Origin of the sequence: Vibrio sp. Vb2880, assembly GCF_033337975.1 — a bacterium.
GTDB classification, from domain to species: Bacteria; Pseudomonadota; Gammaproteobacteria; order Enterobacterales; family Vibrionaceae; genus Vibrio; species Vibrio alginolyticus.
The window spans coordinates 1-24,313 of sequence record NZ_JAWORT010000027.1 but is presented as its reverse complement, the minus strand read 5'-3'; the positions used below and the strand labels follow the sequence as shown (position 1 = coordinate 24,313).

Genomic DNA, 24,313 nt, shown 5'->3' with positions numbered 1-24,313 from the left:
ATACTGGGGCTGTTAATTTTAAAAAAAGTTCAGTCGTTCTAGGCAATTACGCGAATTTACGTACTTCACCTTCGCCGTCTACGTTAGACACACAACGACCACAGATTTTCTCGTGACCTTCAATTGTGCCTACGTCTGGCGTGTGGTGCCAACAACGATCACACTTCTCACCTTCAGCTGCTGCTACTTCAACAAACAAGCCTTCGATATCCGTCGCTTGTGCTGCATCCGTCTTCTCACCTAGAGGCTTAACTTTCGCAGCAGAGGTTAGTAGAACAAAGCGCAGTTCATCTTCAAGTTTGTTGATCTTCGCCGCTAGTGCGTCATCAGCAAATAGAGTCACTTCAGCTTGTAGTGCACCACCAATGGTTTTCTCTTTACGCGCATCTTCTAGAAGTTTGTTAACCGCACCACGAACCGCTTGGATCTCAGTCCAGAATTCGTTGTTCAGCTCTTCACCTTCAGCAAGACCGAATAGGCCGTCGAACCACTCACCAGTGAATACGAACTTGTCGCGTTGACCTGGCATTTCGTTCCAGATTTCATCTGCAGTGAACGACATGATTGGCGCCATCCAACGAACTAGCGCTTCTACGATGTAGTAAAGTGCTGTCTGACAGCTACGTTGAGCGTTGCCGCCACGTTTTGCTGTGTACTGACGGTCTTTAATTACGTCTAGGTAGAAAGAGCCCATTTCGATTGAACAGAATTGCATTAGACGCTGAGTTACACCGTGTGTGTTGTACTCTTCGTATGCTTTAACGATCTCTTCTTGTGCTGCTAGTGCACGACCAACCGCCCAGCGATCTAGCGCAACCATCTCTTCAACAGGAACGATGTCTGTTTCAGGGTTGAAGCCGCTCAGGTTAGCAAGGAAGAAACGCGCTGTGTTACGGATACGACGGTAAGCATCTGCGCTACGTTTTAGGATTTCATCAGAAACCGCAACTTCACCAGTGTAGTCTGTTGAAGCAACCCATAGACGAAGAATGTCAGCACCTAGCTTGTTAGTTACGTCTTTTGGCGCAACCACGTTACCGATAGATTTAGACATCTTACGCCCCTGACCATCAACCACGAAACCGTGTGTCAGTACTTGTTTGTAAGGCGCTTCGTCTTTCATCGCGATAGATGAAATTAGAGAAGACTGGAACCAACCACGGTGTTGGTCAGAACCTTCTAGGTATAGGTCTGCACTGTTGCCGTTGTACTCTTCACGAGCATCAACAACAGAGAAGTGAGTGACACCTGAATCGAACCATACGTCTAGCGTATCTAGCACTTTTTCGTATTGGTCAGCGTCAGCACCTAGTAGTTCAGCGGCATCTACATCCCACCATGCTTGAATGCCTTTCTCTTCAACCAGCTTCGCGACTTTCTCGATCAGCTCTAGCGTGTTTGGATGAAGTTCTGCTGTTTCTTTATGAACAAACAGAGCAATTGGCACACCCCAAGTACGTTGACGAGAGATACACCACTCAGGGCGACCTTCGATCATACCTTCGATGCGGCTTTGACCCCACTCAGGCATCCACTCTACATTCTTGATTGACTCTAATGCTTTAGCACGTAGGCCAGCTTGGTCCATAGAAACGAACCATTGAGGTGTAGCACGGAAGATGATTGGAGTCTTATGACGCCAACAGTGTGGGTAGCTGTGCTCGTAAGCGTGGTGGTGTAGTAGTGCACCTTTTTCTTTTAGTACTTCTACTACTGCATCGTTCGCTTTAAATACGTGCTGACCAGCAAATAGCTCTGTATCTGGTAGGTAAACACCGTTTGAGCCAACTGGGTTTGCTACTTCTAGGTTGTACTTGTTACCAACCGCGAAGTCTTCTTGACCGTGACCAGGAGCAGTGTGAACAACACCAGTACCTGAATCAGTCGTAACGTGATCGCCAAGGATCGCCGGTACAGTGAAATCGTAGAATGGGTGTTGGAATTGAGAAAGCTCTAGGTCCGCACCTTTAGCAAAGCCAAGGTTGTGGAAGTGCTCGATACCCGCACGGTCCATTACGTCTTTCGCTAGCTCAGCAGCAACGATGATACGCTCAGCGTTGTCGCCTTCTGTTTGGATAAGCACGTACTCTAGATCATCACGTAGACATACTGCGCGGTTTGCAGGCAGTGTCCAAGGTGTTGTTGTCCAGATAACGATAGATACGTCACCGTGACCTTCATGACCTTCTGTCAGTTCAAATTTAGATAGCAGTGCTGTTTCGTCAGCCGCTTTAAAACGAACGTCGATAGATGGTGATACTTTATCTTTGTATTCTACTTCCGCTTCAGCAAGAGCAGAACCACAGTCTGTACACCAGTGAACAGGTTTGAAACCTTTTAGCAGGTGACCATTGCTTGCGATCTTACCAAGAGCACGAATAATGTTCGCTTCAGTTGCGAAATCCATAGTGCGGTATGGCTTGTCCCACTCACCCATGATACCAAGGCGTTTGAAGCTCTCTTTCTGACCTTCAACCTGACCTGCTGCGTATTCACGACATTTCTCGCGGAATTCCGCTGCTGTCACTTTTTGGCCTGGCTTACCTACTTTCTTCTCTACCATTAATTCGATTGGTAGACCGTGGCAGTCCCAGCCTGGGATGTAAGGTGCGTCAAAACCTGAAAGTGTTTTGGATTTAATAATAATGTCTTTAAGAATCTTGTTTAGTGCGTGACCAATATGAATGTCACCATTTGCGTAAGGAGGGCCATCGTGCAATACGAATGACTTTTTGCCTTTCTTAGCTTTACGGATTTCACCGTAAAGATCTTCTTTGTACCAACGCTTAAGCATTTCTGGCTCACGATTGGCCAGGTTGCCGCGCATTGGAAACCCTGTTTCAGGTAAGTTCAGGGTATCTTTATACTCACTCATCGATTCTTAATTCCGTTATATTGGGCGAAAATTAGACATTATGTTGAACGGTGGAATAAACCGCTCAACGCTTAAGCTGACGCAGCCACACCCTTGCTGCTTCAGCATCCAATTCGATTTGTTGTTTAAGTGCTTCAAACGACTCAAACTTTTGCTCATCTCGAAGTTTATGCAAAAGTTCCACTTCTAGTTGCTTGCCATATAAATTGGCATGAAAGTCGAATAAGTGCACTTCTAACTGTTGGCGAACACCATTGACGGTTGGTCTTTGACCAATATTAGCAACACCACCAACTGGCTTATTTCCTAAGCCAAGCGCTTGAACAACATAGACTCCGGAAACCGGAGAAACACAGCGTTTCAAAGGAATATTTGCAGTAGGGAACCCAATGGTTCGACCTAGCTTTCTTCCGTGAGAAACACGACCGCTGATGCTGTAGTTTCTTCCCAGCATCTGTTGCGCGGAATGCAAATCGTCACGCGCCAGCGCTTGACGGATAGCCGTACTGCTGACACGTAATTGTTGTAAACAAAAGCTCTGGGTACTTACGACATCAAAGCCGTATTTTTCCCCTGCTTCCTGCAGCATTGCAAAGTTACCTGTACGGCCTTTGCCAAAGCAGAAATCATCACCAACGACAAGAAACTTAACACCCAAACGCTCGACCAACAAGTCACGGATAAACTCTTCCGCGGTTAAACTTGCAAAATGGCGATTGAAATTGACACACAGTAAGCGGTCAATATCGAGCTTACTCAATTGCACGAACTTATCGCGTAATCGCGTCAACCTTGCAGGTGCCTTGTCTTTGGCAAACAGCTCCATCGGCTGAGGTTCAAAGGTCATCACAACAGAAGGCAAGGATAGCCTGTCCGCTTGCTCAGACACTTGCTGCAATACTTGTTGATGGCCTTTATGGACACCATCGAAATTGCCAATAGTCAGCACACAACCATGATGTCGCGGGTTGATATTGTGAATGCCTCTAATCAGTTCCATTGGATACTGCTTTCTGCCTCTGTTTTACTTTACACTGTGTGAAACTGACGGATTATATACTAATCACCCTCAGTCTGTCCCAGCTTTTAGGTCTTTTAAACGCGCACCAGTTAAAAATAGAACCACTAGGTAAACCACGGCTCCTAAACCGATCAACATCCCTAGCACCGCGCTTCGGTGAGCAAAGCTCCAGCCCAGCCATACTGACATATCTTCCAGTTGCCATAAGATTGCCGCCACCATCGCCGCGCCAGCAATAGCTAAACGTATAATAAAGAAGACGGTTCGCTTAGTGATTTGGTATACCTCTGCGATGTGCAGGCCACGATACAGCAGTGCCATATTCACAAATGCCGATAGTGCTGTCGCGATAGCCAAGCCAACGTAGCCATAGAAGTACGCAAAAATTGCATTAAATACCATGTTGGTCACCATCGCAATGATGCCGTATTTCACTGGCGTTTTGGTGTCTTGACGCGAGTAATACCCCGGAGCGAGCACTTTAATCAGCATAAAGTTCAACAAGCCTGAAGCGTAAGCAAAGAGTGACAATGATGCTTGATGTACGTCTTGTGGCGAAAACTCACCTCGCATGAATAACACCATCAACATAGGTTTTGCCAGTACCATCAAACCAAGCATTGCAGGAAGGCCAAGTAAGATCACCATGCGCACCCCCCAGTCCATGGTTTGTGCGAATCCTTCATTTTGTGCGTCAACATGTTTGCGTGATAATGCTGGTAAAATCACCGTTGCAATCGCAATACCAAACAGACCTAACGGGAATTCCAACAAACGATCTGAGTAGTACAACCAACTGATCGAACCGGTTTGCAGAAAGCTGGCAATAAAAGTATCAAACAACAAGTTGATTTGGCTTACCGACACACCGAACAAAGCAGGAATCATTAAGGTTCGGATCTTCACCACGCCCGGATCGCGCCAGCCCCATTTCGGCTTAACCATAACCCCCGCTTTAATAAGGAAAGGGATTTGAAATAAGAACTGAACCAAACCACCAAGGAAAACACCGATGGCAAGACCAATCTCTGGCTGTGGCATCTGCGGCGAGATAAACCATGCTGCCAAAATGATCATCACATTGAGAAAGACAGGAGTAAACGAAGAAACCGCAAACTTACCTAGTGTATTGAGAATGGCTCCCGATAGGGCAACAAAAGTGATGAACCATAAATAAGGAAAGGTAATCTTGAGCATCACGCTAGCAAGTTCGAACTTCTCAGCCGCGGGACCACCATGCATCCAGTCTAGGAACCAACCAAAACCAAACAGTGCAGTCACCACACCGGAACCTAGAACACCTAAGATGGTAACAATTGAGACTATCACCCCCAATGTGCCCGCAGCACGGGCAATCAGCTCGCGGGTTTTATCCATGTCGCCTTGAGCATGGCTTTCCGTTAAAACAGGTACAAACGCTTGGGAAAAAGCACCTTCAGCAAACAAACGTCGTAAAAAATTAGGAATTTTATTGGCGAAGAAAAAGACGTCTGCGCTTGCTCCTGCCCCCATTAAATTTGCCACTACAACATCACGAACTAGGCCAAGAACGCGGGAAATAAATGTCATAGCACTGACGATCATGCCAGACTTGAGTAGTCGTTTACTCACTGTAACCTCGGAATATCACCATAAGACAGCTAACCCTATACTGTTTCTCTGACAGGTGCTGCAAATAGACGTCAAAAATCTATCCGCGGGTTGTAAGGAATAAGTGTGCCTTTCGCGGATAATTATTAGCATTGGTATAAAAATGCTGTTAGAATCCCCGCCATCTTAACCGCGATAACCTCTCTTACCAAAATTTGTTTTGGCTTAGATCGGTTTTTGCACAAATCATTTGACATTTAAGCGCAAATGAGGGATATTCCTCGCCCTTAAATTGTCACAGAACTAAGTTTTTGGGAGTTAGACCCTTGGCAAATAGTAAATCTGCTAAGAAGCGCGCTATCCAAGCTGAGAAACGTCGTCAGCACAATGCTAGCCGTCGCTCAATGATGCGTACTTACATGAAGAAAACTGTTGCTGCTATCGAAGCAGGCGACAAAGAAGCTGCAACTGCTGCATTCGCTGTAGTTACACCTATCCTAGACCGCATGGCAACTAAAGGCCTTATTCACAAGAATAAAGCAGCTCGCCATAAGTCTCGTTTCGCTGCACAAATCAAAGCTCTTTAATAGAGTCCTGATTTTACAGTGAAGAAAAAACCGACCTTGTGTCGGTTTTTTTATATCTACAAAATTTTCTTAATAAAAAAAGCTGGCAATGCCAGCTTTTCTTTTTCTGAATGTCCCATTTAAAGACATCAGCTTATTCATTACCCATATAACGCTCAAACTAGAAAGCACTATTAAAACACTTGAGAACAAAGCAAATTGGTCGATGAGTAGTACCCTATCATCAAAAGTTTAACGCCACTCTCAAATATTCCAACAAGTTAGATTCACACTCTAAGATGAGCAGTATATTAGGACTATTTAATTAGTGTTGAGCACTCTCAGCACAATAAAGACTATGCAGTGTTTTTATTAACGCTTTCACTTCATCACTCTTTAATGTGTAGTACACCGTTTGTGCTTCTTTCCTTGTCGTGACTAACTCATCACGGCGAAGCCAAGCAAGATGCTGAGATAATGCCGACTGGCTTAGCTCTAACTTTGCACACAGCTCTCCCACGGACAGCTCTTGGTTATGCAGCATACAAAGGATTTGTAGGCGTCTCTCGTTTGCCATCGCTTTGAGCAACACGACGGCTTTTGCGGAGTTCTGCTCCATTTCTTGTAGATTCATGTGTTGGACCTCTAGCTACAACTTACTTATTCCAACCCTGGCCAGCTTGTTGTGTTGCACTGATTTATATATCTAAAAAAATCAAGATACACTTCCAGAGTCTTCATTATTAGAACCTCTAATTTAGTTGTTAGTGATACACCAATATTATCCACCAAGGATTTTAATTGGTGCGCCATCAATAATTAATAGTTTTGCTCACTAAAACAAGTATCTTGCTTACTTAGATATTATTTAGAATTATATTTTTATTGATAGTAATCTATTTATTTACGCAACGATACGGGTTTACTCAAACATTTGACTGAAATCAGCATCACAAACATTTTTTACCGCGGGGTGTTGGATCATTCGTTCCGCAAAAATCACGTAGTACTCTTCTTTTAGCCCATCGACATGGCCAATTAGCTGTAAATTTCGGTCGTCTTCAATCTCCGACATGTATACGGTCGGTGCCAAGAAAATCACATCATCGTGGTACCGAGCAAAAGCTTTCATCAACGCAACATCATCAAACTCCCCCAGCACATTGGGTTGAAGGCCTTGACGATCAAACCATTGAATAACTTTACGCCCCATAGCCGTTCGGCTCGCGGGAATCAGAAGTTTTTTTTGTTCCAAGATCTCAGGGAATCGCACATTTTCAATTTCAGAAGAAGCAAAAAAGCTCATGCTACTTTCACCTAACTTTTTGCTATAAAGGCCAGGACTTTGAGTAGAATCAACGGGACAATCTGAAAGGATCATATCTAGCTTGTGCTGAGAAAGGCGTTCAAGTAGCAGTTCGTGGGTTGATTCATAACAGCGTAAATGAATACTGTTATCTTCCGGGACGGTCGTCATCAGTACTTTACTGACCAAGCGTTTAGATAACGCATCGGCTACACCAACTTCAAATAGAATGTTCGAGTGCTGGCTGTAATTGACGATATCTAACATCTCATAACTCAAACCGAACATCCGGTCGGCGTACTTAAACACAAGCTGACCTAACTCAGTGGGCTCAACTGTACGACCATTGCGCTTGGTTAACTTTCCTTTCATGCGCTCTTCAAGCGCTTTAATCTGTCCTGTCACGGTTTGCGGTGTCAGGAAGAGCGCGTCAGCCGCCTTAGTTACAGAGCCCTGTTTGCACACCATCCAGAAATAATAGAGATGGTTGTAGTTTAGATGTGACATGATCGAGTCCCGAAAAGAAAGTGATACTTTTTATACCAAATGTGACAGAGACAAACAATAAACTCGACAAAACCATACAATACCTTACAAAAGCATAAGTTTTACCGAAAGTATAAAGTCAACACTGTCATAAAAGTTGAACTGAGGCGCATTTTCTCTACAAAAAAAACGCAAAAACCAAACAAAACGAAATCAAAATTTAACCATTAAAATCAACAAGTTAAAAATTAATTTTCTTCCTCTTTTACGCCATTATCAAAAAGAACAATAAAAATCTCTCACAGCAAGAAATCTGTAATATTACTGAAATATTTGTTCTCTAACATCGCCCGCAGATTCAACTACAGACCGAAAAATGAACTGAAAGGTCAACGGAGAAAATTATGATGAACCAAGCTACTTCAACAGTGGCACCAATTTCGAGCACAGCTCGTTGGTTACGCTGGGCTAACTTGGCATTCATGTTATATCTGCTTCTTCTAGCAGTATCTATGGTTGGTAGTGGCTTTAAATGGGCAACTGGCGATCAAGCTAAGGTGCTATTTGAATTTGCCGCACACCCAGTTGCAGGTCTAATGATCGGCTTGGTGGCAACAGCCTTAATTCAGTCTTCAAGTACTGTAACGTCTATTATTGTAGGCTTGGTTGCAGGTGGCTTACCTGTAGAAACCGCTATCCCTATGGTGATGGGTGCTAACATTGGTACCACAGTGACCAATACGCTTGTATCTCTTGGCCACGTGCGCTGTAAAGAAGAGTTCAAACGTGCATTTGCAAGTGCAACCATTCACGACTTCTTCAACTTGCTTGCTGTCGCTATTTTCCTTCCGTTGGAAATGATGTTCGGCATTTTAGAGAAAGTTTCTCACTGGCTTGTTTCTCCACTGCTTGCTACTGGTGATATGAGCATTAAAGGCTTCAACTTTATTAAACCAATTACAAAGCCAGTCGTAGGCGCAATTAAAGAGCCACTTTCTACCTTCGGTGATACTGTTGGCGGCGTCATGCTTATTGCTTTGGGTATTGCGACTATCTTCGTTGCAATCACAGTGATGGGTAAATTAATGAAGAGCCTAATGGTTGGTCGCGCACGTGAAATTTTGAAAAACGCCATCGGTCGTGGTCCTATTCACGGCATCGTATCAGGCTCAATCGTGACCGTTCTAGTACAATCTTCCTCAACCACGACAAGTTTAATGGTTCCGTTGGTTGGTACTGGCGTGTTGAAAGTACGAGATATCTACCCTTTCACTCTGGGTGCTAACATTGGTACTTGTATTACGGCACTACTAGCAGCGACAGCGGTATCTGGAGAGTTCGCAGTATTCGCACTACAAATCGCTCTAGTCCACTTAGTATTTAACATCATGGCGACGCTGTTTATCTTTGGAATTCCATTCCTACGTGAGATTCCGGTTAAAGGCGCTGAGATGATTTCTGAAATGGCTATTAAGAATAAAGCAGTTGTTGGTGGTTACCTAATGTCAGTATTCGTTATTCTACCAGGTGCAATTCTAGCCCTAACAACATAACAACATAACAACATAACAACATAACAACAACGACATACCATCGCTTATTGTTTAGGCTCCACATCGTGGAGCCTTTTTTATGATAATTAAACTGTTCAAATCGATTGTCCGGTGATAATTTGAGCCACATCAGCATGCTTATGCTGAGCTATCTCATTTGGAGTCGACAACATGACGCAGCTTAATGACGCTATTTCTGATCAGCTACTCGCAATAGACGAAAACCTAACCCAACTGGTTGCTGATATTGATATCCTCAGTAGCGTGAATCCTCTTAATTATGCTCAAGAAAGAGAACGTTTCATTAAAAACAAATATTCTCAAGAGCCTAATTTTCAATATTCAATTACTAACGTAGATACCCACAGCGCAAAGCGACGTCTATATGAGCTACCTCAAGAAAACATTCAAGACACCCAACTGCAGAGGCTGTACGCGGATGTAATTCAGTCTTATGCAGATAAACTGGATCAAGTGAATACCATAGGTACGCAAGAGTTTCTTTATAACTCCTTACGCTATTATGGGGAACCGAGCGCCAAAGATATTGCCAACGCCCATTTCATATTGCACCTTCCTACAGAAGAAGAAAAAGAACCTCAGCACGATAGCCGTGCAATAGCACGTTTCATGCAAAATTTTGCTCAACGCAATGGGTATGAATGTGAAATACAGGTGTTGGACGGGATGTTAGCAAACGCACTAGTTTCAGGGTCTCGAGTCAAAATTAACCACGCGGCGTACATCACCACTGATGAGCTGGAGGCTCTTGCACATCATGAAATGGGAGTACATCTCCTGACTACGCTTAACGGTCGTCAACAACCGCTAAAAGTCCTGAGCTTAGGTTGTCCTGCCAATACCAACACTCAAGAAGGGCTGGCTATATTATGTGAGTATCTGTCAGGACATTTCAGTATCAAACGCCTAAGAACCTTAGCCTTACGAGTTCTGGCAGTAGAGTCGATGATCAAGGATCGCGATTTCCGCCATACGTTCATGCTATTAAAAGAACAATATAAAGCTTCTGATCTTCAAGCATTTACAACGACTGCCCGAGTCTATCGAGGTGGAGGTTTAACGAAGGATTACTTGTATCTTAGAGGATTCCGAGAGGTGCTCAATGCCTATGATAAATTGGGCGATGACTTTTCACTATTGTTGTGCGGGAAAACAGAGCTGAAGTACTTTGAGCTTATCCGTTCATTAGTGAGTAAAGAAATATTCACTCAACCTAAGTTTATTAGCCCGGCACTGTCCACACCGATGCAGACCAACCCAATTCACCGTTATATTGTCAGTGCACTAAAATAATACCTTCTAAGTACAAAAAAGAAAAAAGCTCCATTCGGAGCTTTTTCTATATCTTGAAGAACGATACTCGTTACACTGAGAATGGGTAACGAATAGGATCGTGATGCTCGTACCCTTCAACCCAAAAGTCATCCAGTGTGACCCAAGTTTCCAAATCTTCTAGAGATTTAATCTCTGGGTTGATATGGAACGTCGGCGCTTTTAATGGCTCACGCTTCAACTGAACATCGCGCATCAGTTCAAGCTGGTCTTCATAAATGTGAGCATTCACAATCTTATGAAATGCCTGACCAGGTTTCTTGCCCGTAATTTGCGCCATAATCGCCAAGAATACGTAAACTTGAACCATATTGAAGTTTAAGCCAAGCGGTACATCACACGAACGCTGAGTACTATTCAGGTAAAGCGTATCATCCAGCAATGAAAAATGGTGACTGTACATACAAGGACGCAAGCACCCCATGTGGAACTCACCCGGGTTGTAGAAGTTCAAGATTTCACCGCGATCATCAACACCACGCGTTAAGTCATCCACTATCTTACGTAGCTGGTCAACATGACCACCATCAGGTTTCGCCCAGGCGCGCCCTTGAACCCCATTTTACCTTTTGTCACTTTTTGTTGTCCATATCACATAAAGTGACTTTCATAATCCATTATAGCCATAAGCACTTCTGTCTACCATCAAGCACCGAGTAAGAACTGGGAGTATTTTGCTCGAATAAGGGTTAGTTCCTTTGGTACAATTGAATAAAAGAAATGTAGGAATGAAAAAGTGAAACAATATCTAGATTTATGCCAGCGTATTATAGATGAAGGCGTTTGGGTAAAGAACGAAAGAACAGGCAAACGTTGCCTAACAGTTATAAATGCAGATTTGACTTACGATGTCAGTTCTGGTGAGTTTCCTTTAGTAACGACACGTAAGAGCTACTGGAAAAGCGCCATCGCAGAAATTATTGGCTACCTTCGAGGTTACGATAATGCCGCAGATTTTAGAGCACTAGGCACCAAAACATGGGATGCAAACGCAAATTTAAATGAGAGCTGGCTTGCGAATCCTCATAGAAAAGGGACAGATGACTGCGGTTTCATTTATGGAAAGGTTGCCAGAGCGTTCCCGAAACCTGATGGCGGTGATGTGGATCTTGTAAAAAAAGTTGTTAATAACCTTAGTAAAGGCATTGATGACCGTAGTGAGATAATAACATTCTATCATCCAGGTGCTTTTCATTTAGGTTGCTTACGTCCTTGTATGTACAGCCACCATTTCTCAATTTTAGGCGACACTCTGTATCTAAACAGTACACAACGTTCTTGCGATGTACCGCTCGGCCTAAACTTCAATATGGTTCAATGCTACTTTTTGTTAGCGATCATGGCTCAAATTACAGGCTTAAAAGCGGGAAAAGTTTTTCACAAAATAGTAAATGCACACATATACGAAGACCAATACGAGTTGATGCGTGATGTACAACTTAAACGTAAACCATTGAAATCGCCAACATTCCATATCAATCCAGAAATTAAATCTCTAGAGGACTTAGAAACGTGGGTTACTCTTGACGACTTCAAAGTAGAAGGTTATGAACATCACGAACCAATAGCTTACCCATTCTCAGTATGATTATTGCAGGCCAAGATCGCCAATCTTGGCCTGCAATAATATTGACGTAGTCGAAATATTGAACATCAAAGAATGCTAATTTATATTCTTAAGCTAAGTTCATACATATGCCCACTAGAGCGACGATCAACTGGTACTTCATTGTGTTCTGAAGATACTCTCCAAATAGGTAAAGAGTAATCCATTTCCTTACTAAGAATAACACATAGCGCACTTAAGATCTTGGGACCTAAAGGGACAACAATAGGTCTAGACACTTCAGAAATTGCAATTAATAATTCTCTCAGATTTAAATAACTAACATAAGGATTACATACATCATATTCAAATATGCAGTTTTTTGATGTACTTTCAATTAACGACTTATTATTTGAATAAATATCATCTTCAAAGCGAGAATCTATAGACTTAGGAATCAACAGATATTGTTGTTCTGTATCTAAGTAATTGCTGATCCCAATTGCTTTCCCTAGTTCATATCCCAATCCTAATACAATCGAACTAGGTAATTCAATATCGCCCATAGAGCCTGATAATGATTCAATTATAGGACCAATTTTTCTTATTGGTGATATTTCCTTCGATGGAGAACTATACTCAGCCAGTTCATAACAAATCCTAATGGTAGAACCTTTCTTTAAATTCTCCATTAACAACATAAGAATTGTTGCTAAGCGAGTGCGACTCATCACTGTTATATCCAATAAACAATTTATTTGTCTATTTGCCCAATCAGTGTTAATTATAGAATGGAGCTTCTTAAAAAGTTCTTGATCATTTTCTTCGATAATATTAGCATTTACTTCCTGATAGAAACTATAGTTCGATTTATAACTGTATGCAGATGTATGCTCTCTATATCCAACTGCTATTATACTGTTGAGGTTATCTTTAACAGAATTACACGTTGTAATAGCTCTACTTTCATAGCCTAGCCCTACTATAGCTAGATCATAATAGTTTACAGTAGTTCCTTTTAATACTTTCATTACAAGTCCAACCCCAACTGTTTAGAGTTCTCAAAACCATATGCATTAACTAATGTAATTGTTGAAGCACTAATATTATTAACATCCATTATTTTATTTAATTGAATTTTCTTTTGCTTTGTAAGTAGCAACCCATAATGATGAGAAAATAAATAAGAAAGCCTGCATGTTAAAACCTTATCCATCGAAGATCCGATACCATTATTATCAGGGGTTTTTACCGAAATCATGGCTCCCGCATTCAATGCAAAACCTATTGCATCTCTTAAATCTGATGGTGTATTTTCGTCAATAACTAACATACCTTTAGGCTCTGGATTAAATCTTTCTCCATATATTTCATCTTTAAAATAGTTTGCTATCAAATCTACAAGATTGTAAATATTATTTACTCGAACATCACTCGAATCAACAGCTATAGTACTTAGTAACGATCTAAATGAATCAAAATATGTTTCTAGTCCCGATATTTGCTCAGAAATAGAAACTAAACCTTTTTCCTTAATTATTGGAATAAACATATTCATAATCCCTATCAACATTCTAGGATTATATTCTGTAGATTTACATATATTTTCAAAACCAGCATAATAGTCAGCAGCTCTTCTACGCGGTTTTAATTTACCATTTTCTTTTTTACTATGATCTCTAAGATAAGATATAAATTTAATCTTCCTGAACTGAGATTGTTTTTCCTTCGCTTCGATATAGCTTAACCCATTCAGATTTCGATTATTTAAATACTGTTCAAACCCAACATCTTTTGCAACTAGAGAATCAAAAACAGCATCAATATCAATATCTTTTGGCTTTTCAAAACAGCTATCTATCGATTCATATATCGATTTTTTAATAAACAAATTCAGACATAGCTCTTTACAAAACTTAATACCTTCACTTTCAGAAAGTTCAGTTAAGTTAATATAGCTCAAATCTTGATCTTTCATTGAACTGTCTGGCGAGTTCGTAACATCAACTCCTTTATGATACGGAGACAATGCTAACTTAAGAATTATATCTGGATGACCACCTCTCATACTATTTATAAGAGGTTGAACTATTTCGTCAGGCGCTAGCTCTAACTCATCAAACAAAAATGCCCATTTTTTACCATCTTCATTTAAATATGTATTAATAATAGATATAGATGAATCTAATATACTTTGTATTTCACCATAAACAACATTTGGTCTTAGAACACTCGAACCAACAATTAGAGAGTTATTAAGGTACTTAGAAACAAGATTCTTTTTGATCACAATACTAGAAATCAAACTTTTCAAAGAATTAATTCTAGGTTCAACGCACCAAAGAGTAGATAGTTCTTTTACTAATTCAGACTCGTCAGACTTTTCCAAAAACACATGTCTATATTTATTTTTCTTTTCTGTAACACGGCAAGTTCTAAAGCTAACAGTCATTGCTAGTTGTTGAAGAATATGGTAAATAAACTGAGAATTAAGAACTCTCAGGTCTTCTTTTGATTTAATTCTCTTACTAGTGTTTTCAAATTGGGTTTTCCACACTCGATCTGTTGGAATGAACACTCCAGAGAAGTCAATCAAATTTCTAAATTGTTCTGCAACCTCATTTTCCCATAGCTCCAAAGATCTAACTTCGAGCATTCTCATTAATGTTGTTTTACCACTTCCTCGTGGACCCATCATAATAGTATGGCTAGATGATGCTAATCTATTATAATATTCATTAATAATAAATGTATTACATAACTCGGCAGTAGATGTGTTTTTCGCATTAATTGACTCGTTTATACTTGGTGTATAGTTATTCATAACGCTTACCAACTTCAGTTATTTCACCAGAAAATTCACGAGATATCATAAAACCATTTTTTTCTAAAAGTTTTTCTAAACGCTTAAACTCAAAAGGGGGTAAATTAAATATTTTATCTCTAAATTCATTTAATTCATCACCTTCAAGAAAGGAGTTAGATTCATTAATTTTTGACTTCAAGTGATTTAATATTTGTTCTGGAGTATAGAGTGACCCAAAACCACCACAAGCAGGAAGGTTATGGGATTTGGAAGGCTGCCATTGATGTAACTTATTCGATTCATAAGTTTCAAATCTTCCTACAACCTTTCCATTTTGGCTGCTTTTATCGATATCAATTTCAAGCAAGTAAAACTGATTGGATGTTCGGCTATCTATTGAGTCATATAAAACCGCAGATAAACTACCTGCTGATAAAATGGTAGGAGGTGTAGAAGTTCGTGAGTTTCCGTAGCTTATAGTCGCATAGTGTTTATGACCATGTATAATCAACCAAGGACCTATGTCAGCTGCCTCTATATTTGATAGCAAATAGTCGGCTCCTTCCATAGCCTCGCCATCATAGCTTACATCAACATAATCCATTTTTTGTGGATGATGATGACAAATTAAAAGATTTAACGGCTTGGATTTAACATCTTCTTGACTAAGCCTATCTTTGATTTGTTTGCTAACCTCTAAAGCAACTCTCCCGTGCCTAAACTCACTTCCAAATCCATGATAAGCACTACTATTTATTGATATACAGTTATAGTTTTCAGACTGAGTCAACTCCCAGTTCCATGCCCAAAAATGTGTGTTTTTATAATAGTCATTGAAAGGAAAAGGGGGATCTGTGAATTGAAGCTCATGCTTCGGAGAAAAGCCACTAGGGTTTGATTCATCTGATGGACGGGATTGATGGTCATGGTTTCCTGGAACACACAATACATCATCGATAGAAAGTTCACTTGCCAACGCATTTAGAAAGCTCCATCCAGCTTTAAACGTCTCCTTACATCCCTTATTACCGATGTCTCCAGCACATACAAGGATATCAATTTTTCTTTCAAGTTGTTTCAAGTACTCTATCAATGCCTGCCCATAGATATTGGGAGTACCGTTAACAATGAGCTTTGTATCAAGCTCGTGCTCCTGACTAGTCCCTACATGTAAATCTGAAACCACCAATATGCTTAATTTATTCATCTCAACGCATTTTTCTTAATACAACTGTATGCATTATAAATGCCCCCCACTTGAGAAGACTACCTCGTGAGTCGGATTTCTTGGTGTTGCACTCCATTTCTAGCTATTAAATTGTAATTTAAAGTTGAAGGGAGCTGCCCATAACGATCTCGAACGTTGTAAACAACGCTATCGGTCGAGATTGACTTCCCTTCTTCTCTATATGAGCAAACCCCTTGGACGAAAGTGCTTCAAGAGTACGGTTAACATCGTTGATAGCACGCCCACTCATTTCAGCAAGTTCATCAAGACTGTTTGGTTTTTCGCGAGCAATCAAATTCAGTAGTTCAATATTTTCGTTAGACAACAGTCGTGAAAGCGCAGCTAGTGACTCAAACAAAAAAAGAGGGTAAGACTCTTCATGCCTCACTTTTCCTTGTGCAATGCGAATCACTCGATTACGTGCAATCTCTTCTGATAGAATTCCGATTTTTGCCTTCATACAATCCTCACTCCTAAAATTTATCATCTAAATCGACTGAATAGTCGCCGACGTTCACTCATCCAATTATTCTTTCATTTTTTGAGAAGTAATGACTGATTCATCTGTATGCTGCTGTATGTCTTTTTCGAGCGAGTTTAGAAAGCGCTCAATGTCTGGTTCTCACAAGAAGGTTTCGATAGCTCACTACTTTTATCTTTCTCATCTTTCTCATCTTTCTCATCTTTCATTGCTAACTACTCCCGTTTTTTATTGATGCAATCACCTTCAATATATCTGTAGTGATAGCTGGGCATTTGTCGTTCATAAAAACCGTTACTTCATCACCAAATTTCATAGTTACAATACCGTTCTTATCGACACTTAGCAGAGCAAAAGACTGCTGCAAATCAAGAGTCGTATTATTTTCTTGAGCAGTGCTGCCTGTCATATATCCCCCATCATTGGATCGGAAGTATGTTTGCAAAAAGAGTAACAATTGTTACCCGCGATGTTTATTTGATTGTTCTGTTCAACTTCTCAACGTTTTCGGTGGAATGTTGAAATATTGCGTCCTTTACTAACGCAAATTCCGCTGCTGGAAACTGTTTGTCTATTGAGCTGAGTGCGTTACTAAATTGAGCGAGAAAGCCAGATACGACCTCGTGGCATTCATCATTGCTGATATCGAACTGACTAGCGGTCTGCTCTATATGTCGTAAGTAAATCTTGTTGATGTTGTATTTATATCCTTTAGATGCTTTCAGGCCGATCGATAACTTTAGTTTTCGCTTATTTAATCCTTTGGGACCTACAACAGGATAAGCTGATAGCAAATCGTAGAACGGTGTAAGCTGATAGTGTCCTTCTGGATCAATATGCACTGAAAAGTTTTTGAGATGACCATCGGTAGCACCAAGAAGATACTGTAATATCATAAACTTAAAAAAATCATGAGTATTTACATTGCTTTCCGCTGAGAAATTTAAAACATCAGCAATGCTGGTGATTCCTAACCCATTCTCCGATTGATATTTTCGATGTTCAGGAACGCCAAGAATCTGGCAAAAGTCTTCTTGATGCCTGCAAGATACGCTCCTTTCACCAAAACTCCTGTCAAACCGCTCGACAGCAAGTGCTTTAGCTCCTGATTCAGTCGCTATTATCTCGACATTGGGTACTTTAAATCCAAGCTCTTTGGCTATTTGAGTGCAGATGAATTCGTTCTCAATGCTGCTACTCATATCTAGTACAGAGCTACTTTGAGTAATCGCATCCATCGGATACTTGATAATGTGGCTGCTAATTGATTTACCTTGGGGTACATACCATTTGCCATTCAACTTCATCAGTGTTGTTTTTCTCTGTGTCCCCGAAATACACGGACGGTAATCAACAAAGAAAGGAAGAAATGACTTACGGTTAGTTACAAGTTCATCTAACTCACTTGTAGAGATCTCTCGGTATTCCCATCCTATGCTTAGAGGTTCCTTGCTGTCGGTAAACATAACGCCACCGATGCAATCGTGACCAATTTTAGAGAGTAAAGTGAGTGCATCGACGGATTGCACACCCACTGAGTGCGCGAGATCTAGTCGGTCTTCCATTACGTCAGGAAGGAGATTATTTATAAAATTCAATACATTAAACGATGAATTCTCACCTTTTATTAGTGGCAGGCTAAGCGAAATCGGGAAGGCTGAATCGTGTGCTAACCATTCATCAGAATATGAGAATGACAAGTTGTTCTTCGACTGTTGAATGAACTGCCCAACGAGCATGCCGTTGTTTGTGGCATATACGTAAAGTATAGAGTTGTACAAATTAACTCCCATTCTCTACTGGTTGCTTTATGTTTTTGTAGAAGGTAATGGCATTTTCTACAGCTAGCATTTCCGCTTTGATATCCAATCTACAATTGTCATGCTCGGATATATATTGGTCTAAACACGGCCGAAGTTCTGAGTGTTGAGCACACAACTGATTGAAATGCTTCCATGCCCTTTTATGAAGAGAATAGGACTCTGACAGAGCTGACTGTTTATCTTGCAAAATCGTCAAGAGACTTTCTCTCTTGAGAGAAAGATAATTCGAATCCTCACTATAATTGTCGTAATCAACAACCTCCCAGTCGATATGGTTAAACATAAAACCTTTGGAAAACATCTCATCACCATGCTTATCGAAACCGCACGAAAGGACTGCGCCGATAAACGACATTTCCTTCAATTTTTTTTCGACGTATTCATCCGATAAGTATTCTTTTTCATCACTGTCTAATGGAAAGGACTTTAAGTCGTTAGCTGAGAAATGTTCATTGTTATAAATAGCGAGAAATAACTCTTTTCTGATTTTTATCTTCATCTGATCAAAAATTAATCAATTACACCAATTATGAGGATTATAATCCGTGGTCATATAAGCCGCAAGCATGCATTGTTCAAGAAATTAATTTCATAAATAAAAAACATGAACACGAAACTTGCCGAAGCTGTAGGCCAACGTATTGTAAAAGTTAGAAAATCCAGAGGCTTACCTCAAGAAAAACTCGCGCTACTCGCAGAGATAGACAGAAGCTACATGAGTCGTATCGAACGCGGTAAAATCAATATCACGCTTGAAAAATTGTATAAGATTGCAGAGACCTTGGAATGTGATGTCAAGGAGCTTCTGCCCTAAGGTCTAACAGCTTAGTTTCATTTTTACTGAAAATATGAGGAAGATGTTGAATGAGGATCTTCTCAGAACAAAAAGTTATGAAGCTTTTTGAATTGGCCGATAGATAGATTCATGCATCATATGCTACGTTTTGTACAAACGACATAAAGAGCTAAAAAATGAGCAACTTACAGTTTGGGATAAAAATAGACTACTCGAGAGATGAAGAAAACTCGTCTCGTGTTTTTCATGCGATGGGAGACCTCATAGATGGCATAAATGAAATGCAGCAAGCAGTTATTGACTCGACAGGCTTGCAATTGCGCTTATCTTCTAAGCTCTCTCGTACAATTGAAGGTTCTGTAGTTGGCGTTCAAAATAATTCATTAAAAAATACGGATGGAACAGCTTACGAAAAAGACAACTTTTTACTTAAGGTTCAAAAGAAGATAGAGAGTTTTTTGGGCAAACCTGCTGAACATAACACTCGAGAACCTTTTAAGAATCTAGCAAATGAACTTCATAAAGAAGTAGTTGATTCATTTGAAAATGATGCCAGCTCTGCTTTAAAAATCACCCATATAGATGATTACCGAATAGCTAAAGGTGCGGAAAAAGCTCTGAATGCAATAAGAATCCAACTAACAGAACAAGATAAAGTATATGTTGGTATCGGTGATAAAAGTGTAGAGCCAAATAAAAGGATTGGCAAAAGTATCTCAATTAGCAAGAGTGTTGATGAAATATACTCTTCCGAGAAAGACTTTCCGCATGAAAAAATTGCTTTAGAAATAGTAAACGCTGCTTTTAGTGGGAATACATGGCGATTTAAGTGGCTTTGCAAAGTAACGGGTAGACAAGAATTTAGTGCAAAAATCACACACGCAGATTGGCTAGAAAACTGGTTTAACCGACAAGTAACAATACTTCCTGGTGATGGCTTACGAGTAGATCTTAGAGTGTATATGACCGACAAAATGAAGCGGGTCAGGCACGAGATTGAGGCCGTTCACGGAGTAATTCCTCGCACAGAAATGATGCAATTGTTAATGGACGATCAAGAGAATGCTTAGCCGTGCTATTAATGAGCTAGTATTTATAATCCTCCCTTTTATCGCAGTGCTGATGTTTCGTTTAGCAGAAGGTAGCGCGACTGAACTTTTTTATATCTCAGATCCTGCTATCGCATCATGCATAATGTGGGGTCAGCTTGCAGCCAGGTATGAGGCTTTAAAGGGCTATAAGGGAGAGAACGCTGATAATTTTGTTCTGTTTACAAATTTATTGCGGTTAGTTGCCTCCGTAGCTCTGATTTTATATGTGTTATTACTGACAAAAGAACTTGGTTTTTGGTGGCATGTTGTTAAAAATATATTCTTCGCATTTACATTGTTTAGTTATGCATTCTTATCTCATTTAGCTTTCTCCATGCAAGCTAAAATAGCAAGTTTGTCGTCCGATACATGAGTAGTCATTACACCCACAATTACTAAAAGCAGGCTTTGCTTTTTAGTTCTTCGAGTTTAACTAAGGTAAAAATGCTTGGAGTAACAACAAGCAGTATTCCTGGGCTAAAGTGCTTTTGTGCAAAACAGAGCTAGGCACGGCAGCTAGCTCTTTTTTGGACATTTCTGAGTTACCCCTTTACCTAAATTAGCACTTCATGGATTACCAATGGTATTACAAGATATCTATTCTAGTGACTAAATTAACTATGCCACTATACTGGTGCAGCTCAAGATAAGATATATGATTACAGGAGACATAGGGGGCTATGTCTCCTATTCAAACATTTATTTTCTTCGTTTTTTCAGGTTAGTAAAGTACTCATCAAGGTCTGCTACATCTTTTTCTAATTCATCAATATCTGGAAATGCGCCAGCAACTTCCTCTGCCATATCATGTCCGTGCAGTTTTGCGTTACGATGATCTACCCCGTCAGCAAGCCGTTGGACAAAGGCGAGTTTGGCAGCCGCAAGCAAGTCTCTCTCAAAAAAGGCCGTTTGGCAGTATTGATTTATTGCTTAATGTTCCCAACTGCAAAACGTCGGAATCAAGATGAACCCTTTGTGATAAAATGCGTTTGAATAGATGATATAAAAATTAATTTAAAATAAAGGTATATTTTTTTTAATTAATCTGTATAGTGGTCTTTGCTCTGACACAGAGTTGTTTCAAGATAAAATATAAAGAAAGTTTTCCAGCGTCATCCCTAGCAAGTTTCTCTCTGTAATCTCCTTAATGCTCTATCCTAAAATAATACCTATGTTCAGTGCACCTTAATTTTAATTTTATAAGGGGCATAATATGTCTAATCAAGTAATTGGTACAGTAAAGTGGTTTAACGAAACTAAAGGTTTTGGTTTTATTTCTCAAGAAAATGGCGATGATTTATTTGTTCATTTCAGAAGCATTTTAGGCGATGGCTTTAAGAAGCTTATTGAAGGCGAGCAGGTTTCCTTTACTGTAGGTAAAGGTCCTAAAGGCCTTCAAGCAGAAAATGTAACGACTATTTAGTCTTACAATTGAATTTACACTGCCTCGTCATACGCCTGGCGAGGTAGTTGCTCTGACAAAGATTTGTTTCAAGATAAAATATAAAGATAGTTTTCCAGCGTAATCCCTAGCAAGTTTCTCTCTGTAATCTCCTTAATTACCTATCCTAAAAATACTTATGTTCAGTGCACCTTAATTATAATTTTTTATAAAGGGGCATAATATGTCTAATCAAATATTTAATAATGAGAATAGAAATAATAAAAACAAATCTATTCAAAATAAAGAAACATCAATACATAAAAAAATAAAGATGAATAGCCTTCTCCAAAGGATTGCTAACGGTGAGACTGGTGTTGTTTTGGAGGAACTACTTTGAAAAATCACGGTAGAAAGAAGATCTGGTTTAAGTTAAAAAAGTGCGAATCATACACTAAAAAAATTTTATTATATTGAATGTAAGGTTTGTACAAGGTTGCTCATAGAAAGACTATGCTCTTCAACAGATGAGCTTTGGAAATAGCAACAACGAAATATCTGGGGCACACATCATATTATGACAAGTGGAACGTTAAGTTGCTTAAACTGTAGAAGCGATGAAACATACTCGTAGTGCTCAGGTTTGTGAGATGAGGTAATAACCATTCTATGATGGTTTTTTGCCGTCCATACTCCTTGATAATCAGTTGCTTGCCTAGTCCAGCTTTTAGGCAGAAACCAAGTCAGTTCGAACGTTTAAGCGTGAAACAATGCCATATTGAAAGCATCACACCACTACGTCTCCTCAAAAGGAATAGGACCATGCCGACCTAAAACACACCGTGATGGATAGCGAAACTATCTTCATGAAAAGTCTAACGAACGCCAAGCGCTCAGCTGAGCATCATGCGCCAGAGGGTGCAATACTAATTAAGATTAGAGATTTAATGGATCAGATGCTAAGTCGAATAACGCTTGATGCTTGATGATAGCTGGGTAGATAGCTGTGAAGACTGACGTTGGTTAGCAATCATGATTCGTTTTTCGTAGTAGCCTTTGACACAGTTTGGATTGTTTGTCTGACAAGGTTTGCTCACGATTAAGTTGATCTCGTAAACTTGTCAGCATGTCTCGGTCCAAGTTGCTCAGCTTTTCGGAATGTAAGAGGAGTGTCGTATTGATAAGCTCAGAGAGGTTTCGTGAACTCATAGTCCCCACTCTTTATCCCACTTTTTTTGTTCTTCAATCTCTTCTATGCGTTTGCGAACACCCACTTTTTTCAACTCTTCTGGTATTCGTTTAGTCCCTTTCTGATTAATACTAAATTGCTTCTGCTTTTGTGTCGGTTTAGGTAACTTGCTCATATATCATCCTATTGATGCTAAGAAAGATGATTTTATTCAGATTAGAATAAAGCCATTTCAATTCATTATCTCTTATTAATGTATCGTTCCGCGTTTGCAAAAAGTTTATCGCATGCTTTTTTCTGTGCTAAATATTCTGATGAACTTTCAGTCATAGAGTCGAGAATTTCTTTCGCTTCTTGATATTCTTTTACCATCGCGGCGAATCGTTCTTCGAAGTTGTTTTTCTGTGTTTTCTTGCTTGATTTTCTTACTGGTTTTCTCATATTGCTTCTTATCTTATCGATCCAAAAATTTATTTTATTCGTATTTCGAACGTTCAGAATCTTTATTAAAAAATAAAGTAAAAAAGTCTCCTCGACAGAAGAGACTTTTTATAAATATCTTACACTAACGTAACATTATCCGCTTGAGGACCTTTGTTACCTTGTTCAACAACAAAAGAAACCTTTTGGCCTTCAGATAATGTTTTGAAGCCATCACTAACAATTGATTTGAAGTGAACAAATAGGTCAGAACCGCCGTTATCAGGAGTGATAAATCCAAAACCTTTGGATTCATTAAACCATTTTACTAAGCCTGTTGATTTATTTGACATAATATATCTCGATACATTGATTAAGTTAAAAAGAAAGCTACTAAATAAGGAATGAAGAAAAAGGTATCGCAGGATAAATATGACGAATTTAATCGAATAAAAACTGAGAAGATCTTGAACTAAATATTTTACTAATAGCTCATCGTTTGAGCTTCTGACACTATACACTATATGAACATAATAGATATCTATTTCTTGATTGATTTTTATTGTCCATAAAATCAATGACATAAAAAGTGAAAGGCTGAATTGAAATCAACAGCATCATTAAAAATAATTATTGCAAAACAGATATTCGATACAAGCATGATCCCTAATTCTAACTTTGAATGGGGCATAAATGAGCCAGCACAGATCTAGCTGGCTCGAAGATGGACAAAACCTTGTCAGTGCCTTCTCTAATTTAGAAAGCTACGAATAATCACAGGTATTGCAAAGTTGTTGTGAAG

24 protein-coding genes and 1 pseudogene are annotated in these 24,313 nt (G+C 39.8%); 9 read left to right on the top strand and 16 right to left on the bottom strand.

Features of this window, described 5'->3' with window-relative positions:
• Nucleotides 1-46: 46 nt before the first annotated feature.
• The 3 genes from ileS to murJ all read right to left on the bottom strand — a co-directional run bounded on the left by ileS (nucleotide 47) and on the right by murJ (nucleotide 5,507).
• Nucleotides 47-2,875 (bottom strand): isoleucine--tRNA ligase, encoded by a 2,829-nt coding sequence (gene ileS, locus R7M92_RS21555; protein WP_213903625.1) that lies wholly within the window; start codon nucleotides 2,873-2,875, stop codon nucleotides 47-49.
• A gap of 64 nt (nucleotides 2,876-2,939) precedes the next feature.
• Nucleotides 2,940-3,875 (bottom strand): bifunctional riboflavin kinase/FAD synthetase, encoded by a 936-nt coding sequence (ribF, locus tag R7M92_RS21550; RefSeq protein WP_005381933.1) that lies wholly within the window; start codon nucleotides 3,873-3,875, stop codon nucleotides 2,940-2,942.
• Nucleotides 3,876-3,944: 69 nt separating this feature from the next.
• The gene (gene murJ / locus R7M92_RS21545; RefSeq protein ID WP_005385957.1) at nucleotides 3,945-5,507 is read right to left on the bottom strand and encodes a murein biosynthesis integral membrane protein MurJ; all 1,563 of its coding nucleotides are present in this window, start codon (nucleotides 5,505-5,507) and stop codon (nucleotides 3,945-3,947) included.
• A 305-nt stretch (nucleotides 5,508-5,812) separates the two neighbouring features.
• Between murJ and rpsT the strand changes: the two genes are divergently transcribed.
• A complete protein-coding gene (gene rpsT / locus R7M92_RS21540; protein ID WP_005381938.1) occupies nucleotides 5,813-6,073 on the top strand; it encodes a 30S ribosomal protein S20 in 261 nt (86 codons plus the stop codon).
• A gap of 304 nt (nucleotides 6,074-6,377) precedes the next feature.
• On the opposite strand, the gene R7M92_RS21535 is transcribed toward rpsT, so the two are convergent.
• Together R7M92_RS21535 and nhaR are read right to left on the bottom strand one after the other, a co-directional pair.
• Nucleotides 6,378-6,686 carry an ArsR/SmtB family transcription factor gene (locus tag R7M92_RS21535; RefSeq protein WP_005381940.1) on the bottom strand — a complete coding sequence of 103 codons (309 nt, stop codon included), beginning with the start codon at nucleotides 6,684-6,686 and terminating at the stop codon, nucleotides 6,378-6,380.
• Between the two features lie 288 nt (nucleotides 6,687-6,974).
• Nucleotides 6,975-7,865 (bottom strand): transcriptional activator NhaR, encoded by an 891-nt coding sequence (gene nhaR, locus R7M92_RS21530; RefSeq protein ID WP_005381942.1) that lies wholly within the window; start codon nucleotides 7,863-7,865, stop codon nucleotides 6,975-6,977.
• Nucleotides 7,866-8,251: 386 nt separating this feature from the next.
• Here nhaR and R7M92_RS21525 point away from each other — a divergent pair, with 386 nt between their 5' ends.
• Both R7M92_RS21525 and R7M92_RS21520 read left to right on the top strand, forming a co-directional pair.
• Complete coding sequence (locus tag R7M92_RS21525; protein WP_025768431.1) at nucleotides 8,252-9,397, top strand: Na/Pi symporter; 1,146 nt, start codon at nucleotides 8,252-8,254, stop codon at nucleotides 9,395-9,397.
• A gap of 171 nt (nucleotides 9,398-9,568) precedes the next feature.
• Nucleotides 9,569-10,711, top strand: coding sequence for a flavohemoglobin expression-modulating QEGLA motif protein (locus R7M92_RS21520; RefSeq protein ID WP_318134262.1), 1,143 nt, complete (start codon nucleotides 9,569-9,571; stop codon nucleotides 10,709-10,711).
• Between the two features lie 70 nt (nucleotides 10,712-10,781).
• On the opposite strand, the pseudogene R7M92_RS21515 reads toward R7M92_RS21520, so the two are convergent.
• A pseudogene (locus R7M92_RS21515) lies at nucleotides 10,782-11,309 on the bottom strand (thymidylate synthase); the annotation flags it as partial.
• A 177-nt stretch (nucleotides 11,310-11,486) separates the two neighbouring features.
• On the opposite strand from R7M92_RS21515, the gene R7M92_RS21510 reads away from it, so the two are divergent.
• Complete coding sequence (locus R7M92_RS21510; RefSeq protein WP_020196700.1) at nucleotides 11,487-12,338, top strand: thymidylate synthase; 852 nt, start codon at nucleotides 11,487-11,489, stop codon at nucleotides 12,336-12,338.
• An 80-nt stretch (nucleotides 12,339-12,418) separates the two neighbouring features.
• Here R7M92_RS21510 and R7M92_RS21505 read toward each other — a convergent pair whose 3' ends face one another.
• The 7 genes from R7M92_RS21505 to R7M92_RS21475 form a co-directional block, all read right to left on the bottom strand.
• Nucleotides 12,419-13,327, bottom strand: a complete 909-nt coding sequence (locus R7M92_RS21505) for a hypothetical protein (protein ID WP_020196701.1) — start codon at nucleotides 13,325-13,327, stop codon at nucleotides 12,419-12,421.
• Complete coding sequence (locus tag R7M92_RS21500; RefSeq protein WP_020196702.1) at nucleotides 13,327-15,120, bottom strand: hypothetical protein; 1,794 nt, start codon at nucleotides 15,118-15,120, stop codon at nucleotides 13,327-13,329. Before R7M92_RS21500 ends, R7M92_RS21505 begins: the two co-directional genes overlap by 1 nt.
• Nucleotides 15,113-16,309, bottom strand: a complete 1,197-nt coding sequence (locus R7M92_RS21495) for a metallophosphoesterase family protein (RefSeq protein ID WP_020196703.1) — start codon at nucleotides 16,307-16,309, stop codon at nucleotides 15,113-15,115. Before R7M92_RS21495 ends, R7M92_RS21500 begins: the two co-directional genes overlap by 8 nt.
• Before the next feature lie 118 nt (nucleotides 16,310-16,427).
• A complete protein-coding gene (locus R7M92_RS21490) occupies nucleotides 16,428-16,790 on the bottom strand; it encodes a transcriptional regulator (protein WP_020196704.1) in 363 nt (120 codons plus the stop codon).
• 232 nt (nucleotides 16,791-17,022) lie between these two features.
• A complete protein-coding gene (locus R7M92_RS21485) occupies nucleotides 17,023-17,220 on the bottom strand; it encodes a hypothetical protein (protein ID WP_020196706.1) in 198 nt (65 codons plus the stop codon).
• A 64-nt stretch (nucleotides 17,221-17,284) separates the two neighbouring features.
• The gene (locus R7M92_RS21480) at nucleotides 17,285-18,604 is read right to left on the bottom strand and encodes a HipA domain-containing protein (protein ID WP_020196707.1); all 1,320 of its coding nucleotides are present in this window, start codon (nucleotides 18,602-18,604) and stop codon (nucleotides 17,285-17,287) included.
• Nucleotides 18,594-19,133 carry a hypothetical protein gene (locus R7M92_RS21475; RefSeq protein WP_020196708.1) on the bottom strand — a complete coding sequence of 180 codons (540 nt, stop codon included), beginning with the start codon at nucleotides 19,131-19,133 and terminating at the stop codon, nucleotides 18,594-18,596. The genes R7M92_RS21480 and R7M92_RS21475 overlap by 11 nt, the downstream gene beginning before the upstream one ends.
• Before the next feature lie 105 nt (nucleotides 19,134-19,238).
• Here R7M92_RS21475 and R7M92_RS21470 point away from each other — a divergent pair, with 105 nt between their 5' ends.
• The 5 genes from R7M92_RS21470 to R7M92_RS21450 all read left to right on the top strand — a co-directional run bounded on the left by R7M92_RS21470 (nucleotide 19,239) and on the right by R7M92_RS21450 (nucleotide 22,302).
• Complete coding sequence (locus tag R7M92_RS21470) at nucleotides 19,239-19,448, top strand: helix-turn-helix domain-containing protein (RefSeq protein WP_020196709.1); 210 nt, start codon at nucleotides 19,239-19,241, stop codon at nucleotides 19,446-19,448.
• A gap of 158 nt (nucleotides 19,449-19,606) precedes the next feature.
• Nucleotides 19,607-20,500 (top strand): hypothetical protein, encoded by an 894-nt coding sequence (locus R7M92_RS21465; protein WP_031829691.1) that lies wholly within the window; start codon nucleotides 19,607-19,609, stop codon nucleotides 20,498-20,500.
• Entirely contained in the window at nucleotides 20,493-20,894 is a 402-nt protein-coding gene (locus tag R7M92_RS21460) for a hypothetical protein (RefSeq protein WP_020196711.1), read from the top strand. The genes R7M92_RS21465 and R7M92_RS21460 overlap by 8 nt, the downstream gene beginning before the upstream one ends.
• Nucleotides 20,895-21,734: 840 nt before the next feature.
• A complete protein-coding gene (locus R7M92_RS21455; protein WP_005380677.1) occupies nucleotides 21,735-21,944 on the top strand; it encodes a cold-shock protein in 210 nt (69 codons plus the stop codon).
• A 202-nt stretch (nucleotides 21,945-22,146) separates the two neighbouring features.
• A complete protein-coding gene (locus R7M92_RS21450; RefSeq protein ID WP_020196713.1) occupies nucleotides 22,147-22,302 on the top strand; it encodes a hypothetical protein in 156 nt (51 codons plus the stop codon).
• Between the two features lie 805 nt (nucleotides 22,303-23,107).
• Here the strand turns inward: R7M92_RS21450 and R7M92_RS21445 are convergent.
• From R7M92_RS21445 to R7M92_RS21435, 3 genes are all read right to left on the bottom strand, one after another.
• Nucleotides 23,108-23,266 (bottom strand): hypothetical protein, encoded by a 159-nt coding sequence (locus tag R7M92_RS21445; protein ID WP_318134260.1) that lies wholly within the window; start codon nucleotides 23,264-23,266, stop codon nucleotides 23,108-23,110.
• A gap of 65 nt (nucleotides 23,267-23,331) precedes the next feature.
• Complete coding sequence (locus R7M92_RS21440) at nucleotides 23,332-23,532, bottom strand: hypothetical protein (RefSeq protein ID WP_020196715.1); 201 nt, start codon at nucleotides 23,530-23,532, stop codon at nucleotides 23,332-23,334.
• A 119-nt stretch (nucleotides 23,533-23,651) separates the two neighbouring features.
• Complete coding sequence (locus R7M92_RS21435) at nucleotides 23,652-23,864, bottom strand: cold-shock protein (RefSeq protein ID WP_005380667.1); 213 nt, start codon at nucleotides 23,862-23,864, stop codon at nucleotides 23,652-23,654.
• Nucleotides 23,865-24,313 lie beyond the last annotated feature (449 nt).

Excerpts from the sequence above, each read along its gene's own strand:
- R7M92_RS21490 (WP_020196704.1), bottom strand. The coding sequence starts at position 16,790 with ATGAAGGCAAAAATCGGAATTCTATCAGAAGAGATTGCACGTAATCGA.
- R7M92_RS21495 (WP_020196703.1), bottom strand. The coding sequence starts at position 16,309 with ATGAATAAATTAAGCATATTGGTGGTTTCAGATTTACATGTAGGGACT.
- R7M92_RS21455 (WP_005380677.1), top strand. The coding sequence starts at position 21,735 with ATGTCTAATCAAGTAATTGGTACAGTAAAGTGGTTTAACGAAACTAAA.
- R7M92_RS21505 (WP_020196701.1), bottom strand. The coding sequence starts at position 13,327 with ATGAAAGTATTAAAAGGAACTACTGTAAACTATTATGATCTAGCTATA.
- R7M92_RS21535 (WP_005381940.1), bottom strand. The coding sequence starts at position 6,686 with ATGAATCTACAAGAAATGGAGCAGAACTCCGCAAAAGCCGTCGTGTTG.
- R7M92_RS21440 (WP_020196715.1), bottom strand. The coding sequence starts at position 23,532 with ATGAGAAAACCAGTAAGAAAATCAAGCAAGAAAACACAGAAAAACAAC.
- ileS (WP_213903625.1), bottom strand. The coding sequence starts at position 2,875 with ATGAGTGAGTATAAAGATACCCTGAACTTACCTGAAACAGGGTTTCCA.
- nhaR (WP_005381942.1), bottom strand. The coding sequence starts at position 7,865 with ATGTCACATCTAAACTACAACCATCTCTATTATTTCTGGATGGTGTGC.
- R7M92_RS21480 (WP_020196707.1), bottom strand. The coding sequence starts at position 18,604 with ATGGGAGTTAATTTGTACAACTCTATACTTTACGTATATGCCACAAAC.
- R7M92_RS21465 (WP_031829691.1), top strand. The coding sequence starts at position 19,607 with ATGAGCAACTTACAGTTTGGGATAAAAATAGACTACTCGAGAGATGAA.
- R7M92_RS21435 (WP_005380667.1), bottom strand. The coding sequence starts at position 23,864 with ATGTCAAATAAATCAACAGGCTTAGTAAAATGGTTTAATGAATCCAAA.
- R7M92_RS21520 (WP_318134262.1), top strand. The coding sequence starts at position 9,569 with ATGACGCAGCTTAATGACGCTATTTCTGATCAGCTACTCGCAATAGAC.
- R7M92_RS21460 (WP_020196711.1), top strand. The coding sequence starts at position 20,493 with ATGCTTAGCCGTGCTATTAATGAGCTAGTATTTATAATCCTCCCTTTT.
- R7M92_RS21470 (WP_020196709.1), top strand. The coding sequence starts at position 19,239 with ATGAACACGAAACTTGCCGAAGCTGTAGGCCAACGTATTGTAAAAGTT.
- R7M92_RS21445 (WP_318134260.1), bottom strand. The coding sequence starts at position 23,266 with ATGAGCAAGTTACCTAAACCGACACAAAAGCAGAAGCAATTTAGTATT.
- R7M92_RS21475 (WP_020196708.1), bottom strand. The coding sequence starts at position 19,133 with ATGAAGATAAAAATCAGAAAAGAGTTATTTCTCGCTATTTATAACAAT.
- R7M92_RS21450 (WP_020196713.1), top strand. The coding sequence starts at position 22,147 with ATGTCTAATCAAATATTTAATAATGAGAATAGAAATAATAAAAACAAA.
- R7M92_RS21500 (WP_020196702.1), bottom strand. The coding sequence starts at position 15,120 with ATGAATAACTATACACCAAGTATAAACGAGTCAATTAATGCGAAAAAC.
- R7M92_RS21525 (WP_025768431.1), top strand. The coding sequence starts at position 8,252 with ATGAACCAAGCTACTTCAACAGTGGCACCAATTTCGAGCACAGCTCGT.
- R7M92_RS21485 (WP_020196706.1), bottom strand. The coding sequence starts at position 17,220 with ATGACAGGCAGCACTGCTCAAGAAAATAATACGACTCTTGATTTGCAG.
- ribF (WP_005381933.1), bottom strand. The coding sequence starts at position 3,875 with ATGGAACTGATTAGAGGCATTCACAATATCAACCCGCGACATCATGGT.